A 16,546-nucleotide genomic window follows, 5' to 3' on the forward strand; every position below is an offset into this window, starting at 1 on the left:
ACCGTATGCCGCAGAGCGGGCTCCCCGACGTGACCGTGTCGCGGCGGCTGCGTGCGCCCGCGCCCGGCTGGACGACCACCGCCGACGTCATCGTCGTCGGCTCCGGCATCGCCGGCCTCACCACGGCGCTGCGCCTGCGGCGCCGTGTCGACCGCGTGCTGCTCGTCACGAAGACGGTGCTCGACGAGGGTTCGACCGCGTGGGCGCAGGGCGGCATCGCGGCCGTCATGTCACCCGAGGACAGCGCTGCGGAGCACGTGCACGACACCCTCGTCGCCGGCGTCGGGCTCTGTGACGTCGAGGCCGTCGAGGCCCTCGTCACCGAGGGCACCGACGCCGTGTGGGACCTCATCGCCCTCGGCGCCGACTTCGACCGCGGCGACAGCGGCGGGCTCTCGCTGACCCGCGAGGGCGGCCACCACCGCGACCGCATCCTGCACGCGGGCGGCGACGCGACGGGCCGCGAGATCAGCCGGGCCCTCATCGCCGCGCTCGACCGCGTGCGTGACGACCCCGGCATCGAGGTCATCGAGCACGCCCTCGTCGTCGACCTGCTCACCGATGCCGAGGAGCGCGTCTGCGGCGTCACGCTGCACGTCATCGGAGAGGGCCAGGTCGACGGTGTCGGCGCGGCCCACGCGCGGGCCGTCGTGCTCGCGACCGGTGGCCTCGGGCAGATCTACGCCTCGACCACGAACCCGTCCGTCGCGACCGGCGACGGCATGGCCGCGGCCCTGCGCGCCGGCGCCGTGCTCGCCGACCTCGAGTTCGTCCAGTTCCACCCGACGGTGCTCTGGCTCGGCGAGGGCTCGCGCGGCCAGCAGCCGCTCATCTCCGAGGCCGTCCGCGGCGAGGGCGCCTTCCTCGTCGACGAGGCGGGGGAGCGGTTCATGCAGGGGCAGCACCCGCTCGCCGACCTCGCCCCGCGCGACGTCGTGGCCAGGGCGATCATCGCCCGCATGCGCGAGACGGGCACCGACCACGTCTACCTCGACTGCCGCCACCTCGGCGCCGAGTTCCTCGAGCAGCGCTTCCCGTCGATCGTGCAGCGCTGCCGCGAGCTCGGCTTCGACCCGGCCACCCAGCTGCTCCCCGTCGCGCCCGCCCAGCACTACGCGTCCGGCGGCGTGCGCACCGACCTGCGCGGCCGCACCTCCGTCGAGGGCCTGTACGCGTGCGGCGAGACGTCGTGCACCGGCGTCCACGGCGCCAACCGCCTCGCCTCCAACTCGCTCCTCGAGGGCCTCGTCTTCGCCCGTCGCATCGCCGACGACCTCACGGCCCGGCTCGGCGCCGGCGAGCTGCCCGAGACCACGCCCGTCGAGCCTGCCGGTGAGCCCGAGCTGATCCGCGGCAAGCGCCGCATCGACGTCCAGCGCGCCATGACCGCCGGGTCGGGCACGGTGCGCTCCGCGTCGTCGCTGGCCAGCACGCAGGCGACGCTCGCCGAGCTCGCCAGCCGTGCCGTCACCGACGACGCCGAGAAGCAGGGTGGCCCCAAGAGCTGGGAGACCACCAACCTGCTGCACCTCGGCCGGGCGCTCACGTATGCCGCCGCGCTGCGTGAGGAGACCCGCGGCGGTCACGTGCGCGAGGACTTCCCGGCCCGCGACGACGAGCACTTCCTGCACCACGTGCACCTGCGTCGCGCGGCCTCGGGAACGGTCGAGGCGCGGGTGGTGCCGGTGCCGCAGTCCAACCTCGACGGCCTGGACCTCGACAACACGGCTGCCGCAGAAACCGCTGTGGCACAGGACGACTCACGGATGGAGGGACGCCGGTGACCGCCGACGGCCTGAGTGGCTTCCCGCTCGACTGGGCTCGCGAGCTCGTCACCGTCGCCTTGCGCGAGGACCTCGGTCCCGACGGTCTCGACGTGACGACCCTCGCGACGATCCCCGCCGACCAGGTGCGCACGGCCGAGATCGTGGCGCGCGCGCCCGGCGTCGTGGCCGGGGTGCCGGTGATCGGGCTCGTGCTCGCCGCCGTCGCCGAGAAGGTCGGGGGAGAGGTGCCCTCGGTCGAGGTGGTCAACGACGACGGTGCGCGGCTCGAGCGCGGTGACGTCATCGCGCGACTCACCGGCCCCACCCAGGTCGTCCTGGTGGCCGAGCGCACCATCCTCAACATCCTCAGCCGGCTCTCGGGCGTCGCCACCCACACACGCCGGTGGGCCGACGCGCTCGAGGGCACGTCGACCATGGTCCTCGACACCCGCAAGACGACGCCCGGCATGCGCTGGCTGGAGAAGTACGCCGTCCGCTGTGGCGGCGGCACCAACAAGCGCATGGGGCTCTTCGACGTCGCCATGATCAAGGACAACCACAAGCTGGCCGCGGGCTCCGTCGCCGCGGCGTACGCCCTGGTGCGCGAGCGCTTCCCGGACGTGGACGTGCAGGTCGAGGTCACGACGCCCGCCGAGGCGCGGGAGGCCTACGACGCCGGCGCGCGCTTCATCATGTGCGACAACATGTCGGTCGACGTGCTCGGCGAGACGGTGCGGCTGCTGCGGGCGGCGGGTGAGCCGGTCGAGATCGAGGCGACGGGCGGCCTCACGCTCGAGGTCGTGAGGGAGTACGCCGGCACCGGCGTCGACTTCGTGTCCGTCGGTGGCCTGACGCACAGCTCACCCATCGTCGACATCGCCCTCGACCTCACCGACTGACCCGTCGAGAGGCCGAAGTTCGCGGTCCCTGCGCCGTCGAGAGGCCACGCGCGGCCTCCTCGACCCGTGGCCTGGCCTCGTCGCAGGCGTACCCTGCGACGAAGGAGGGTGTCGTGGGCGTCGTCGACGAGCTGGTCCGCGCGAGATCCGAGTTCGAGCGCGGGGAGTGGGCTGCGGCCCTCGAGCGCTGGTCGGCGCTCGAACCCGAGGGGCTGACAGCAGCCGACCTCGAGTCGGCGGGGGAGGCGGCCCAGCTGCTCGGCCGTCCGGACGAAGCCCTCGACCGCTACCGTCGCGCCTTCGACAAGCGGGTCGCGGCCAACGAGCCCGAACGGGCGGCTCGCTGCGCCTTCCACCTGTCGATGGTGCCGCGCCTCACGAGCGACCATGCAACCGCCTCCGGCTGGCTCGCTCGCGGTGAGCGCATCGTGGCGGACCTGCCAGACGGCAGCCTCGAGGCCGGCTACCTGAGCTTCTCGCGGATGTTCGTGCACCTCGGCCGGGGTGACTTCGCGGCCGCCCTCGAGTGCGCCGAGCAGGCGACCGACGCGGCACGCCGGCACGGCGACCAGGGTCTCGTCGCGGCGGGCCTCTGCGCCCAGGGCCGGATGGCGATCTACGGCGGACGGATCGCCGACGGACTCTCGCTCCTCGACGAGTCGATGCTCGAGACGGCCGGCCAGACCCTCGAGCCGATCCTGCTCGGCAACGTCTACTGCACCGCCATCGAGGGTTGTCAGGAGGTCTCGGACCTGCGCCGCGTCGAGGAGTGGACGCACGTGCTGGAGCGCTGGTGCGCGCGGCATCCCGGCCTCGTCACCTTCACCGGACAGTGCGCCCTGCACCGCGGCCAGGTCATGGTGGCACGCGGGGCGTGGGACGAAGCGGTCGAGGAGCTCGCGTCGGCCATCGACCGCTACCGCCGTGCCGGCGCCTTCCCCGCCATCGGGCTTGCCGCCACCGAGCTCGGCGACCTGCACCGCCTGCGAGGGGACTGGGTGCACGCCGAGGAGGCGTATGCGACGAGTGCCGAGCAGGGGCATGATCCCCAGCCCGGGTCGGCCCTGCTGTGGCTCGCCCGTGGCTCAGCGGCGGCCGCTGCCGGCGCCGTCCGTCGGCTCCTGGCGGAGACGCGGACCGACGTGGCCCGCGCTCGCATCCTGCCCGGTGTGATCGCGGTGCTGCTCGCGACCGGCGACACGGAGACGGCACGCGCGTGCGCCTCCGAGCTGGACGCGTACGCAAGGTCGTTCGGCTCAGACATCCTTGCTGCGAGGGCTGCGTATGCCGGTGGTCTCGTCGAGCTGTCGGGTGGTGACCCGGCGGGCGCGTTGCCCTACCTGCGCCGGGCGCACCAGGCGTGGGTGCGCCTCGACATGCCCTACGAGGCCGCGTCGGCCCAGGCCGCGACCGGGCGAGCCCTCGTCGCCCTCGGCGACACCGAGACCGGACGGCTCTCGCTCGCCGCGGCCCGCCAGACGTTCCAGACGCTCGGGGCCAAGCCGGACGTCGACGCGGTGGGTCGCGAGCTCGGGCCGGCGCACCGGCCGGCAGGACTGAGCGAGCGCGAGATCGAGGTCCTCCGACTGGTGGCTGCCGGCCGGAGCAACGCGCAGATCGCGGCCGACCTCGTGCTGAGCGACCGCACGGTGGCCCGGCACCTCAGCAACATCTTCGCCAAGCTCGGAGTCGGGAGCCGCACTGCTGCAGCCGCTTTCGCCTTCGAGAACGACCTTCTCTGACGGATGCCGGCTCAGGTCCGCACAGCGGCGTGGGGTGCCGCCGGCGCCGTCGTGCCGGCGCGCTTCATGATCTGGCTCGCGACGTAGGCGGCATCGCGACCCACACCGGGCAGCACCATCGAGGCGAACGCGTACTGGAAGGCGAGGCCGCAGAAGAAGAGGCCTTCGACGTCGCGCGCCACCCCGCGGTACTCGCGCGGCCACCCGTCGTCACCGACGACGGGCAGGTCGATCCAGTCGAACTGGGGCGCGAAGCCGGTCGCCCAGATGACGTTGGCCGCGTCGACGACGGTGCCGTCGTCGAGCGTCGGCAGCCCGCCGGTGACGCCGACGACCCGCCCGAGTTGCCTGTCCACGCCCCGAGCCGCGAGGTCGTCGCGCTTGACGCGGAGCATCGGGCCGCCGTGGTGGCGGATCTCGTTCATCGCCTTGCGGCCCATCGGCGTGCGGCGGGTGAGCACGTGCCGCCAGGCGAAGAGCAGGAAGGGGAAGACGGCGTGGATGGCGGGCGACTCCCATCGCACGGGGATCTGGCCGCAGTCGCGCCCGGCCAGGACGGTCGGCCGGTCCTGGGCCAGCTCGTACGCGATGTCGCACCCGGAGTGCGAGGCGCCGACGACGAGGACGCGGCCGTCTCGCAGCTGGCTCGGCCGGCGGTACTCGCTCGAGTGCAGCTGGAGGATCGACGGGTCGAGGTCGGCGCCGAACGCGGGCACGACCGGTGTGCGGCCGAAGGTGCCGGTGGCGACGACGACGTTGCGACACTGGATGGCGCCGTGGTCGGTGGTCACGGCAAACCCGTCGCCGCCCGGCGCCCTCGTCAGGCGCTCGACGCGTACGCCGAGCCGCACGGGAAGACGGAAGTGGGCGGCATACGACTGGAGGTAGGTGGCGATGTCGTCCTTGCCGGGGAAGGCCTTCGGGTCGCCGGGGAAGGCCAGGCCGGGCAGCGAGTCGTGCCTGGCCGAGGTGTAGAGGCGCAGCGAGTCGTACTGCTGTCGCCAGCCGTCGCCGACGGCCGTGTTGCGCTCGAGCACGACGCACTCGTGCCCGTGGGTGACGAGCTCGCGAGCCGTCGCCAGCCCCGCCTGCCCGGCGCCGATGATGACGGTGTCGATGGTCTCCATGATGTCCCTCCGTGGTGTCCGGACCTGTGGTCGTGGAGCCACGGTAGGAAGGCGGGCCGGTGCGCCGCGTCGGCCGGGATGACCAACTGCGCGCAGTGGCTGATGGGTCGAAATGACCACGCGGGCGTGGCAGCCGCAGGTGGCCTCTCGACTGCGACGGGGCGGCAAAGAGTGGCCACTCGACCGGTGGGGGGCCGCGGACTTCGGCCTTTCGACGGTCAGAACCGGCGGTGCCAGAGGTTGACGGCGTAGTCGACGCCCGTCGCGTCGGGATGCTCGGCGAGGATCAGGTCGGCGTGCTCGGGTGCGAACTCGATGCCGACGACGGCCTCGAAGTCCTTGCGCGAGTCGAAGTCCCACCGGATGTCGAGCCGCTCGCGCTGCCAGCCCTGCCGCTCCCAGAACCGCTCGACGGCACGCGGGTCGTAGGACGGCAGGGCACGCCGGAACCACGTGCCGAACGTCGAGCGGGTCGCGTCGTTGTCGACGACGAACGCCGCCCCGCCCGGCCGCATGACACGGTCGAGCTCGGCGAGGCCCGGCTCCGAACCCGGCCCGAAGAAGTAGGCCCAGCGGGCGTGCGCGACGTCGAACGACGAGTCGGGCACCCCGATCGCGGCGGCGCCCTCCTCGCGCACGGTCACGGACGGCATACCCGAGACACGTTGTGCTGCAAGGGCGGCCAGCGGTGGGTGCGGCTCGACCCCCGTGACGGACCGGGCCGTCGAGGCGAAGTAGGGGAGGTGGAAGCCGGTGCCACAGCCGATGTCGACGACGTCGAGGCCGGCCCAGTCGAGCACCGAGCGCATGGCCGACTCGATGACGTGGTCGCGGTCGACGCCGCGGTTCTCGACCTCGTAGACGTCGGGTGTCTCCCAGATGTTGGGCGACGGGATGATCTCGGGCCGCTCGCCCGTGGAACCGCTCATGCCGACCTCACTTCTCCCGCTGGGCCTCGATGGTGGCCGGGTGCACGAGCAGCGGCAGCAGCTTGCGCACGCCGCGGGCGCGAACCGCCTTGACCTGGGCGAGGTGCGCCTCGGCCCGGATCGCCAGCTCGGCGTACGCGAGTGGCCCCATCAGCTCGGTCAGCTCGGGCGCGTTGGAGCGGTAGACGGGCTCGCGCCCGACGTGCGCCTCGGGGTTGCCCGAGCAGTACCAGTCGAGGTCGTGGCCTCCCGGCCCCCACCCGCGGCGGTCGTACTCGGTGATCGTCACCTCGAGGTAGCTCGAGTCGTCGGGCAGCTCGACCGTGCGGAAGGTGCGCCGGATCGGCAGCTGCCAGCAGACGTCGGGCTTGAGGGTGTGCGGCTCGACACCGGTGAGGACGGCGTGCTGGTGCAGCGCGCAGCCGGCGCCCGCGGGGAAGCCGGGGCGGTTGAGGAAGATGCAGGCGCCGTCGACGACCTTCGTCTTGCGGGCGCCGTCCTCCTTCTCGGTCCAGTCGTCCTTGCTGCCGGTGGCGGTGCCGACCGAGTGGTACTCCCACTCGTCCTCGCCGAGCTCCTCGACCGCCTTGGCGACGCGCTTCCAGTCGTCCTTCTCGGTGAAGTGCGCGCCGAGCGTGCAGCACCCGTCGTCGGGCCGTCCGGCATAGATGCCCTGGCAGCCGCTGCCGAAGATGCACGTCCAGCTGCTCGTCAGCCAGGTGAGGTCGCAGCGGTAGCGCTGGTTCGCGTCGGCGGGGTCGGTGAACTCGACCCAGACGCGCGGGAGGTCGAGAGGTGCTTCAGCCACCGGAACACCTTATGTCGCAGAGGTTCGCGACGCGTGAAAGGCGCCCACGTAATGGAAGCCGCGTACGCTGGTGGTGGCGTCCAGGGCGCCACCGGTGCGCGGGAAGGGGCTCAGCCTCCCTGGTGGCACGACGTATGCGGTCCGACCTCCTTTCGGCCCGACCAGCGCACAGCGGGCACGACGAGAGGAGGCCGTCATGGCCCTGTCCCTGCCCGCCAACCCCGACCTCGAGCGGTTCCGCCGTGATGCGAGACGGCTGCAGCGTGCCGTCCGCCTGGCCGAGCCCGAGGCGCTCGCGCATGCCGCCCGCCACCATCCCGAGGGTGTGCCCTCCGACCCCACCACCTTCGCCCTCGCGGACGCGCAGCTCGTCGTGGCGCGGGCGTACGGCCTGCCGAGCTGGCCGCGACTCCGCGCCTACCTTCGGGCGGCCGCACCGCTGACCCGTGACCCGGCGGCCCTCGACCCGTCTGCCACCGACGGCGCGAAGTCTCCCACCGCGCACCCGGAGGAGGGGTCCGCGTCTGCCGTGCTGGCGCTCGCGTGCCTGACGTACACCGAGCGGGACGAGCCCGCGAGGTGGGCGCGGGCGGCACAGCTGCTCGCGAAGGAGCCGCACCTCGTCGACCGGAGCATCTTCGTCGCCGCGGTGGCGGGCGACGCGGAGGCAGTGGCCCGTCACCTCGCCGCGGACCCGTCGGCGGCGAGCCGGGAGGGCGGGCCCTTCCGCTGGGCCCCGTTGCTCCACGTCGTCTACTCCCGGATGCCGCAGCGCGACCCGGTCGAGACAGCGCGTCTGCTGCTCGACGCCGGTGCCGACCCGGACGCGGGCTACCTGTGGCAGGGGCTGCCGACCCCCTTCACGGCCCTGACCGGCGTCTTCGGCGAGGGCGAGCAGGGTCCGGCGCGACAGCCCCGGCACCCGCAGTGGCGGCCTCTGGCGCAGCTGCTGCTGGCGCGTGGCGCCGACCCGAACGACCGGCAGGCCCTCTACAACCGCATGTTCAACCGGGACGACAGCCACCTCGAGCTGCTCCTCGCCCACGGGCTCGGGCGGCCGGCGTCGGAGGTGTGGGCCCGGCGCACCGGCGAGTCTGCCGAGACCGTCGACGAGATGGTCGCGCGGCAGGTCCACTGGGCACGGTGGCACGGCTTTCACCAGCGGCTCGCCCTCCTGGCCGCGCACTGCCTCCTGCCCGACCAGGTGGTGGACACCGGAGGGCACGTCGAGCGGGTGGCAGGCGACGCGGCAGGCGACGCGGTCGCCGAGGCGGCCGCCGACGTCCACCTGGCCGCATCGCCCGAGGCCGTGCGCGCTGCCGTGGCTGCCGGTGCCGACCTCGACGCCCGGCGCGACGGGCGCACGGCCCTGCACCAGGCCGCCTACATGGACGACGTCGAGCTCGTGCAGGCGCTCCTCGATGCCGGCGCCGACCCGGAGGCGCGCGACGACAGCCATGGCACCCGGCCGCTCGAGTGGGCACGCTGGGCGCGCGCGGCGTCGGCCGAGGCCCTGCTGCGACGCGCGACGAGAACCGACGCCGGCCTCGATGGCTGAGGACCGCCCGGGCCGGTGCTCTCCCACCGGCCCGGGCGGCGCACGTGGCTCAGTGCGACGTGGCGGTGCCCTCGCGGTGATGCATGCGGGTCACCTGGAGGTCGGCGGCGCCGACGAGGAACGTGACGGCGCCGACGATCCACGCGGTCCACGCCATCGGGCGGGTGTCGCTGAACCCCATGACCCACGGCGCGACGATGAACGCCACGCCGATGAGGGCGGTGAGCCCCTCGAGGGGGAGGATGTCGGGACGCACCAGCTCGGCGACCGCCGCGACCGCCGCGATGGCGCCGAGGATGATCATCGTCGTGGTGGCCCGGGTGGTGGTTGTCGTCCAGATGGGTGACAACGCTGCATAGATGCCGGCAATGAGTGGCAGGGCATCCTGCGGATGCGTCCATCGCTTCATGGTCGCATCGACCCTCTTTCGTGCGGGTCCGTCGATCCTTGTTGGCGGACCGGACACCTCGATTGTCGGACGCCGTGAACGGCGGGTCAACGGGTGCGAGGCGCACGCGCCGACGGGCAGGAGCGGCATACGGTGTCCCCATGACGACGCCCGATGCGGTGAAGGCGCGGGGGAGGCGGCCGGGCGGCGAGGACACCCGTTCGGCGATCATCCATGCGGCACGAAAGTCCTTTGCTGCCAAGGGGTATGACAAGACGAGCCTGCGCGGCATCGCCCGTGAGGCCGGTGTCGACCCGGCCCTCGTGCACCACTACTTCGACGGCAAGGCGGCGCTCTTCGCCGAGACCCTCGACGTTCCTGTCAACCCGGCCGAGCTCATCGACCGCATCACGGCGGGCGACGTCGACCGGCTGGGCTGGCGCATCGTCGAGACGTTCCTCGGCGTGTGGGAGCCGCCCGAGCGGCGGGACGCGCTGGTCGCGCTCGTGCGCTCGAGCATGTCGAGCGAGGAGGCGGCCCGGATGCTGCGCGAGTTCCTCGGGCGTGAGGTGTTCGGGCGCATCGCCGCGTCGACCGGGGCGCCCGACCCGATGCTGCGCGGCGCGCTCGCGGCCTCGCAGATGATCGGACTGGTCGTCGCGCGCTACGTCATCAAGGTGCCGGCCCTGGCCGAGGCCACCCGCGAGCAGCTGGTCGAGCGCATCGGTCCCGTCCTGCAGCAGCATCTCGTGGACAGGATCGCCCGACCGGAGTAGATTTCATCACATGATGAATAACAGTGGACCGGCAGTGGCCGTGAGCGGTCTGCAGGTCGTCCGCGGCAAGCGGCGCGTCATCCCCAAGCTGGACCTCGTGATCCCGTCCGGCCAGGTCGTCGGGTTGCTGGGCCCCTCCGGTTCGGGCAAGTCCACGCTCATGCGGTGCATCGTCGGCGTCCAGATCATCGAGGCCGGCAGCGTCACCGTGCTCGGCCACCCCGCCGGATCTCCCGTCCTGCGAGACGAGGTCGGCTACGTCACCCAGAGCCCCAGCGTGTACGCCGACCTCACCGTCCGCGACAACGTGGCCTACTTCGGCCGCGCCGTCGGTCTGCGCGGCCAGGACCTGCGCGACGCCGTCGACCGCACGCTCGCCGAGGTCGACCTCGTGTCGCACGCCGACCAGCTCGTGCAGGACCTCTCCGGGGGCCAGGAGTCGCGGGTCTCTCTCGCCGCCGCACTCGTCGGTCGCCCGACGCTCCTCGTCCTCGACGAGCCGACCGTCGGGCTCGACCCCGTGCTGCGCCGCGACCTGTGGGCCCTCTTCCGCCGCCTCGCCGAGCGCGGGCACTCCCTCGTCGTCTCGAGCCACGTCATGGACGAGGCCACCCGCTGCGACCGGCTCGTGCTGCTCCGCGAGGGTGAGGTGCTCGCCGACCTCACCCCGGACGAGCTGCTCGCCCGCACCGGTGCGCCCGACGCCGACGCCGCCTTCCTCGCCCTCATCGACGCCGAGGCCGCCCGCGCCGCTGCCTCCCCGGCCCCCTCCGACAGGAGCGCATCGTGAACGCCGGTCTCGCCACCGCCACCTCCGGACGCGTGCTGCGCCAGGTCCGCACCGACCACCGCACCATCGCGCTCATCATCGTCGTGCCGTGCGTCCTGCTCGGGCTGCTCGCCTGGATCTACGACGGCACGCCGGTCTTCGACGCCATCGGCCCGGCCCTGCTCGGCGTCTTCCCGATGATCGTCATGTTCATCGTCACCTCGGTCGCCACCCTGCGCGAGCGCCAGTCGGGCACCCTCGAGCGGCTGCTCACGACCCCCATGGGCAAGGGCGACTTCATGCTCGGGTATGCCGCCGCGTTCGGTGCGCTGGCCGTCGTGCAGGCTCTTGTGGCAACGGGATTCGCCGTCTGGGTGTGCGACCTCGACGTCGCGGGCCCGCTCTGGCTGCTCATCGTCGTGGCCGTCTTCGACGCCGTGCTCGGCACCGCTCTGGGCCTGCTCGCCAGCGGCTTCGCCCGCACCGAGTTCCAGGCCGTGCAGTTCATGCCGGCCTTCGTGCTGCCGCAGTTCCTGCTCTGCGGGCTGCTCATCGCGCGCGACCAGCTGCCCACCGTGCTCGAGTGGGTCTCCGACGTGCTGCCGCTGTCGTACGCCGTGGACGCCATGAAGGAGATCGCCCGCAACCCCGACCCGGTCACCACGGTGCTCACCGACCTCGGCATCATCGCGGCCTTCATCGCGGGAGCCCTCGCGCTCGGCTCGCTCACCCTCAGTCGCCGCTCCGCCTGACGGCATACGCCCCCGCCTTCACCCCACTTCACCCCGCCGAACGCGGCGTTGGAGCCGGGGGAGGCGCGGGCGCGCGGGCGATAGGGTCAGGGCATGCGCCTTGGCGTCATCGACATCGGGTCCAACACGGTCCACCTCCTCGTCGTCGACGCACACCCCGGCGCCCAGCCGCTGCCGGCGTTCTCGCACAAGACCGAGCTGCGCCTCGCCGAGAGCCTCGACCGCGACGGCCGCGTCGGCGAGGCCACGGCCGACCGCCTCGTCGCGTTCGTGCGCGAGTGCCTCGTCGTCGCCGAGGACCAGGGCGTCAGCGACCTGTTCGCCTTCGCGACGTCGGCCCTGCGCGAGTCGCCCAACGGCGACGCCGTCATCGACCGGGTGCGCCGCGAGACCGGGGTCGAGCTCGAGGCGCTCAGCGGCACCGACGAAGCGCGCATGACGTTCCTCGCGGTGCGCCGCTGGTTCGGCTGGTCGAGCGGGCGCCTGCTCGTCGTCGACATCGGGGGCGGCTCGCTCGAGCTCGCCGGCGGTCTCGACGAGGAGCCCGACGTCGCCTTCAGCCTGCCCCTGGGCGCCGGCCGCCTGACCCGTGAGCGGCTGCCCGGAGACCCGCCGACCGAGTCCGACGCGCGTGACCTGCGCGCCCACGTGCGCGCCACTCTCGCCGAGCACGTACGCCCCCTGCTGGCCTCCGGTGCACCTGACCGGGCGGTCGGGACGTCGAAGACCATGCGCTCGCTCGCGCGCATCGCCGGCGCGGCCCCGCGCGACGACGGTCCGTTCGTGCCGCGCACCCTGTCGCGGGGCGACCTTCGCGGGATCGTGCAACGGCTCGCGACGCTCGACTCGTCGGCCCGCGCGCAGCTGCCGGGTGTCTCCGAGGGGCGCGCGCTCCAGCTGTATGCCGGTGCGCTCGTCGCCGAGGCCGCGCTCGACCTGCTCCAGGTCGAGCGTCTCGACATCTGCCCCTGGGCGCTGCGCGAGGGGCTCATCCTCCGGAGGCTCGACCACCTGGTCTCCTGACGCCGGCGGTGACCACCTCGCGCCTGCCGATGCGCCGTGCCGGACAATGGCCGCATGACGATCCGGGTCGGCCTGTCGACCGCCTCGCTCTACCCCGACAACGCGGCGACCGCCTTCGCGACCGCCGCGCGGCTCGGCTACGACGCGATCGAGGTCATGGTCTGGACCGACCCGGTCACCCAGGAGGCCGGGGCCCTGCGCTCCCTGTCCGAGCTGCACGGGCTGCCGATCGCGTCGGTCCACGCGCCCACCCTGCTGCTCACCCAGCGCGTCTGGGGCACCGACCCGTGGGGCAAGGTCGACCGGTCGATCGAGCTCGCGCTCGAGGTGGGGGCGAGCACGGTCGTGCTGCACCCGCCGTTCCGCTGGCAGAGGGAGTATGCCGCCGGGTTCGTCGACGGCATCGCGCTGCGCGAGCACGACCACGGCATCCGGCTGGCCGTCGAGAACATGTACCCGTGGCGGACGGCGCGCCGTGAGGTCATGGCCTACCTGCCGCACTGGGACCCCGTCGACCAGGCCTACGACAACGTGACGCTCGACCTGTCGCACACGGCGACCGCGGGCTCCGACGCCCTCGAGATGGCGCAGCAGCTGGGGTCACGGCTCGCCCACCTGCACCTCGCCGACGGCGCCGGGTCCTTCCTCGACGAGCACCTCGTGCCGGGGCGCGGCACGCAGCCGTGCGCGGAGGTGCTCGAGCACCTCGCCGACAGCGACTGGGCGGGCGACGTCGTCGTGGAGGTGTCGACGAGGAAGGGCGACCGGGAGCAGCGCGAGGTCGACCTCGCCGCCTCGCTCGCGTTCGCCCGGTTCGCGCTCATGCCCACGCGCGGCTCCAGCCGCATCTGACCCGCAACACACCCGGTAACGGGCAACCGACCCGGGCTGCAACCGCCGTGGGTTGCTCGCTACCGGGTGTGTTGCGGTCAGGGGGTGGTGGGGCGCCAGCCGCGGGGTCGCACCGACACCATGTCGATGCTCGCGTCCTCGCCGGCGTCGATGGCGAGCCGGGCGGCCCGCACGACCGACTGCACGTCGAGGTAGGCCGTAGCGTCGTACTCGCCGCCCTCGAACGCCACGAGCTCGTGCTGCATGTCGGCGTCGACGCGTCCGGGGTGCAGCGACGTGACGCGCACGCCGTGCTCCCGCTCCTCCTGGCGCAGCGTGTCGGTGAGCGCCCGCAGGGCGAACTTCGACGCGCAGTAGGCGCCGGACGACGGCGAGGCGGTGAGCCCGGACCCGGAGTTCACGGTGACCACCAGGCCGTGGGCCCGCCGCAGCGCCGGCAGCAGCGACTTGGTCACGGCGGCGACGGCGGTGACGTTGACCGTCAGCGACTCGGTCCAGTCGGCGACCGGCGCGTCGGCGACGGTGCCGTTGCGCAGCACCCCGGCCGAGTGGACGAGCACGTCGACCCGCGGCAGCTGCGTCACGAGCGACTCCAGAGCCGCGTCGAGGGAACCGCCCGGGGAGCAGTCGGCGAGGTCGGCGACGAAGCCCTCGGCCGACGGCAGCCGGTCGACCACCGAGGCGACCGACTGCGCACTGCGGCCGCCGACCACGACGTGGTGCGTGTCGGCGAGGTCCTCGACGAGGGCGAGGCCGATGCCTCGCGTGCCACCGGTCACGACGGCCACGGGACGCGAGTCTCGGGAGTGGTGTTCGCTCATGCCGGCCACCCTACGAGCGGCCACGGGACGCGATCGACGCACCCGACGGCATACGCCCGCGGAGAGCCCGGGCGCTCAGGCGAGGCCGAGTCCGGCGGCCTCCTCCCACAGGTCCTCGCGAACCCGCGGGTGCGCGCACTCCTCGATGATGTCGTGGCACTGCTCGCGCTCGCTGCGACCCCAGAGCGGCGCGCAGCCGTGCTCGGTGACGATGGCGCTCTGCTGGAAGCTCGTCACCGGCTCGTCGAGCAGCGGCACGATCGTCGAGACGTCGGCCTTCGGGTGCCACGACCGCAGCGCGATGAACGACTGGCCGCCCGGCGAGTGCAGCGCACCGACGATGAAGTCGGTCTGGCCGCCGAAGCCCGAGTGGATGCGCGCGTTGATGCGCGAGGCGTTGGCCTGTCCGAAGAGGTCGACCTCGAGGGCCGTGTTGACCGACGTCATCTGGCGCTGCTGCGCGATGAGGCCGGGGTCGTTCGTCTTCTCGGTGCGCAGCATCCGCACCCGCTCGTTGCCGTCGAGCCACGCGTAGAGCTCGGGCGACCCGAACGCGAACGAGGTGACGAGCGGGTGGTCGGGGTCGAGCGCGCCCGCCGCGTCGAGGGCGAGCACGCCGTCGGAGAACATCTCGGTCCACACCCGTATGCCGCGGCGCGCGGTCAGGCCGGCCAGCGTCGCGTCGGGCACGGCGCCGATGCCGAGCTGCATCGTCGCCCCGTCGGCCACGCGGGCGGCCACGCGCTCGCCGATGAGCCGGCTCTCGGGGTCGGGCTCGACGGCGGCGTGCGAGGCCAGCTCGGCGTCGACCTCGACGAGCAGGTCGACGTGCTCGAGCGGCACCTGCGCGTCACCGAAGGTGAACGGCATCCGCGGGTTGACGACCGCCACGACGAGACCGCCCCGGGCCCGGCAGGCCTCGATCGCGGCCGGCAGCACGTTGACCTCGAGCCCGAGGCTCACCTGTCCGTCGCGCGGGGGCGAGCAGTGCAGCAGCACCGCGTCGGGCGGCAGTGCCCGGCCGTAGAGCAGGGGCACGAGCGACAGGCGCGACGGCACGTAGCGCAGGCCGTGGTGGCGGCGCATGCCGGGACCGACGAAGCACGTCTCCACCGTCACGCCGTCACGCTCGGGCAGCCCGGCCGGGGCGTTGAGGGCGTGGAGCACGTAGGTCTCCTGTGCGGCGTCGAGGGCTTTCACCGCCTCCCAGGGCACCGCCATGTTGCCGCTGACGACGACCCGAGAGCCGCTGGGCAGGGTCTCGAGCCGTCGGGTGAGCTCGTCGATCGTCGCCGTTCGCACGTTCTCATCCTCGCGCAGCAGCGCGCGACCGGCTCGCGTATGCCGCCGACGTGACGAGAATCGCTCAGCTGGCCTTCTTGGTGGCTGCCTTCTTCGCCGTCGCCTTCTTTGCCGTCGCCTTCTTCGTCGCCGTCTTCTTGGGCGACGTCTTCTTCGCCGCGGCCTTTTCCGTGGTCTTCTTGGCCGGCTTCTTCGTCTCGTCCGCCGCGTCGTCGGAGGCGTTTGAGGCGCCTGCGGAGGCACCTCCGGACTTCGCCGCCTTGGCCTTGTCGACGCTGCGCTGCAGGGCCGCCAGCAGGTCGACGACCTCGGTCTCCTCGCCCTTCGCCTCGGGCGTCTCGGTGATGTCGCCGCCCTCGATCTTCGTCGCGACGAGCTTCGTCACGGCCTCGGAGTAGTCGTCCTCGAACTCGTCGGGCTCGTAGTCGCCCGACAGCGAGTCGACGAGGGAGGCCGCCATCGCCAGCTCCTTGGCCGTCGCGTGGGTGTCCTCCGACAGCGACTCGAACTCGGGGGTGCGCACCTCGTCGGCCCACAGCAGCGTCTGCAGCACGATGACGCCGTCACGGACGCGGAGCACGGCCAGCGTCATGCGAGTGCGCACCGACACGGTGACGAGCGCCATCCGGTCGGCCTTCTCGAGCGCGTCGCGCAGCAGCACGTACGGCTTGAGGCCGGTCTTGTCGGGCTCGAGGTAGTAGCTCTTGTCGAACAGGAGCGGGTCGATCTGCTCCGACGGCACGAACTTCTCGATCGAGATCTCCTTCGACGAGCGCGAGGGCAGGCTCTTGAGGTCCTCGTCGGTGAGCACGACCATCTGCCCGTCGGCCGCCTCATATCCCTTGGCGATGTCGGAGTAGGGCACCTCCTCGCCGTCGATCGAGCAGACGCGTTGGTACTTGATGCGGCCCCCGTCCTTCTCGTGGACCTGGCGGAACTGCACGTCGTGGTTCTCGGTGGCCGAAAAGAGTCGGACCGGCACATTCACCAGGCCGAACGACACGGCGCCTTTCCAGATGGCTCGCATGAGAACA

Annotated in this window: 16 protein-coding genes; 9 read left to right on the forward strand and 7 right to left on the reverse strand. The window is 72.7% G+C overall.

Annotation, left to right across the window (positions count from 1 at the left end; translation table 11 throughout):
• Positions 1-5: 5 nt before the first annotated feature.
• The 3 genes from ACYVNR_RS15570 to ACYVNR_RS15580 all read left to right on the forward strand — a co-directional run bounded on the left by ACYVNR_RS15570 (position 6) and on the right by ACYVNR_RS15580 (position 4,407).
• Positions 6-1,784 carry an L-aspartate oxidase gene (locus ACYVNR_RS15570; protein WP_461049171.1) on the forward strand — a complete coding sequence of 593 codons (1,779 nt, stop codon included), beginning with the start codon at positions 6-8 and terminating at the stop codon, positions 1,782-1,784.
• Complete coding sequence (gene nadC, locus ACYVNR_RS15575; RefSeq protein WP_458801733.1) at positions 1,781-2,665, forward strand: carboxylating nicotinate-nucleotide diphosphorylase; 885 nt, start codon at positions 1,781-1,783, stop codon at positions 2,663-2,665. Before ACYVNR_RS15570 ends, nadC begins: the two co-directional genes overlap by 4 nt.
• 113 nt (positions 2,666-2,778) lie before the next feature.
• Positions 2,779-4,407: a LuxR C-terminal-related transcriptional regulator gene (locus ACYVNR_RS15580; protein WP_461049173.1), complete on the forward strand. Its 1,629-nt coding sequence runs from the start codon at positions 2,779-2,781 to the stop codon at positions 4,405-4,407.
• 11 nt (positions 4,408-4,418) lie between these two features.
• On the opposite strand, the gene ACYVNR_RS15585 is transcribed toward ACYVNR_RS15580, so the two are convergent.
• The 3 genes from ACYVNR_RS15585 to ACYVNR_RS15595 all read right to left on the reverse strand — a co-directional run bounded on the left by ACYVNR_RS15585 (position 4,419) and on the right by ACYVNR_RS15595 (position 7,271).
• Complete coding sequence (locus ACYVNR_RS15585; protein ID WP_461049175.1) at positions 4,419-5,534, reverse strand: flavin-containing monooxygenase; 1,116 nt, start codon at positions 5,532-5,534, stop codon at positions 4,419-4,421.
• A 218-nt stretch (positions 5,535-5,752) separates the two neighbouring features.
• On the reverse strand, positions 5,753-6,463 hold the full coding sequence (locus tag ACYVNR_RS15590) for a class I SAM-dependent methyltransferase (RefSeq protein WP_458801727.1): 711 nt from the start codon (positions 6,461-6,463) through the stop codon (positions 5,753-5,755).
• A 7-nt stretch (positions 6,464-6,470) separates the two neighbouring features.
• On the reverse strand, positions 6,471-7,271 hold the full coding sequence (locus ACYVNR_RS15595; RefSeq protein ID WP_458801725.1) for a hypothetical protein: 801 nt from the start codon (positions 7,269-7,271) through the stop codon (positions 6,471-6,473).
• Between the two features lie 196 nt (positions 7,272-7,467).
• Between ACYVNR_RS15595 and ACYVNR_RS15600 the strand changes: the two genes are divergently transcribed.
• Positions 7,468-8,829, forward strand: a complete 1,362-nt coding sequence (locus ACYVNR_RS15600; protein WP_461049178.1) for an ankyrin repeat domain-containing protein — start codon at positions 7,468-7,470, stop codon at positions 8,827-8,829.
• 49 nt (positions 8,830-8,878) lie between these two features.
• On the opposite strand, the gene ACYVNR_RS15605 is transcribed toward ACYVNR_RS15600, so the two are convergent.
• A complete protein-coding gene (locus tag ACYVNR_RS15605) occupies positions 8,879-9,238 on the reverse strand; it encodes an SPW repeat protein (RefSeq protein WP_045187144.1) in 360 nt (119 codons plus the stop codon).
• Between the two features lie 140 nt (positions 9,239-9,378).
• Between ACYVNR_RS15605 and ACYVNR_RS15610 the strand changes: the two genes are divergently transcribed.
• The 5 genes from ACYVNR_RS15610 to ACYVNR_RS15630 all read left to right on the forward strand — a co-directional run bounded on the left by ACYVNR_RS15610 (position 9,379) and on the right by ACYVNR_RS15630 (position 13,389).
• Positions 9,379-9,993: a TetR/AcrR family transcriptional regulator gene (locus ACYVNR_RS15610; protein WP_045187142.1), complete on the forward strand. Its 615-nt coding sequence runs from the start codon at positions 9,379-9,381 to the stop codon at positions 9,991-9,993.
• Positions 9,994-10,003: 10 nt separating this feature from the next.
• Positions 10,004-10,783, forward strand: coding sequence for an ABC transporter ATP-binding protein (locus ACYVNR_RS15615; protein WP_045187140.1), 780 nt, complete (start codon positions 10,004-10,006; stop codon positions 10,781-10,783).
• Positions 10,780-11,514 carry an ABC transporter permease gene (locus ACYVNR_RS15620; protein WP_458801716.1) on the forward strand — a complete coding sequence of 245 codons (735 nt, stop codon included), beginning with the start codon at positions 10,780-10,782 and terminating at the stop codon, positions 11,512-11,514. Before ACYVNR_RS15615 ends, ACYVNR_RS15620 begins: the two co-directional genes overlap by 4 nt.
• A gap of 93 nt (positions 11,515-11,607) precedes the next feature.
• The gene (locus ACYVNR_RS15625; RefSeq protein ID WP_458801714.1) at positions 11,608-12,537 is read left to right on the forward strand and encodes a Ppx/GppA phosphatase family protein; all 930 of its coding nucleotides are present in this window, start codon (positions 11,608-11,610) and stop codon (positions 12,535-12,537) included.
• Between the two features lie 54 nt (positions 12,538-12,591).
• Entirely contained in the window at positions 12,592-13,389 is a 798-nt protein-coding gene (locus ACYVNR_RS15630) for a sugar phosphate isomerase/epimerase family protein (protein ID WP_045187133.1), read from the forward strand.
• Between the two features lie 77 nt (positions 13,390-13,466).
• Here the strand turns inward: ACYVNR_RS15630 and ACYVNR_RS15635 are convergent, their stop codons facing one another.
• From ACYVNR_RS15635 to ku, 3 genes are all read right to left on the reverse strand, one after another.
• Positions 13,467-14,210 carry an SDR family oxidoreductase gene (locus tag ACYVNR_RS15635; RefSeq protein ID WP_461049182.1) on the reverse strand — a complete coding sequence of 248 codons (744 nt, stop codon included), beginning with the start codon at positions 14,208-14,210 and terminating at the stop codon, positions 13,467-13,469.
• A gap of 75 nt (positions 14,211-14,285) precedes the next feature.
• Positions 14,286-15,512: an acetyl-CoA hydrolase/transferase family protein gene (locus tag ACYVNR_RS15640; protein ID WP_045187129.1), complete on the reverse strand. Its 1,227-nt coding sequence runs from the start codon at positions 15,510-15,512 to the stop codon at positions 14,286-14,288.
• Positions 15,513-15,576: 64 nt separating this feature from the next.
• On the reverse strand, positions 15,577-16,539 hold the full coding sequence (gene ku, locus ACYVNR_RS15645) for a non-homologous end joining protein Ku (RefSeq protein ID WP_461049184.1): 963 nt from the start codon (positions 16,537-16,539) through the stop codon (positions 15,577-15,579).
• Positions 16,540-16,546 lie beyond the last annotated feature (7 nt).

This window comes from Terrabacter koreensis, from assembly GCF_054783315.1.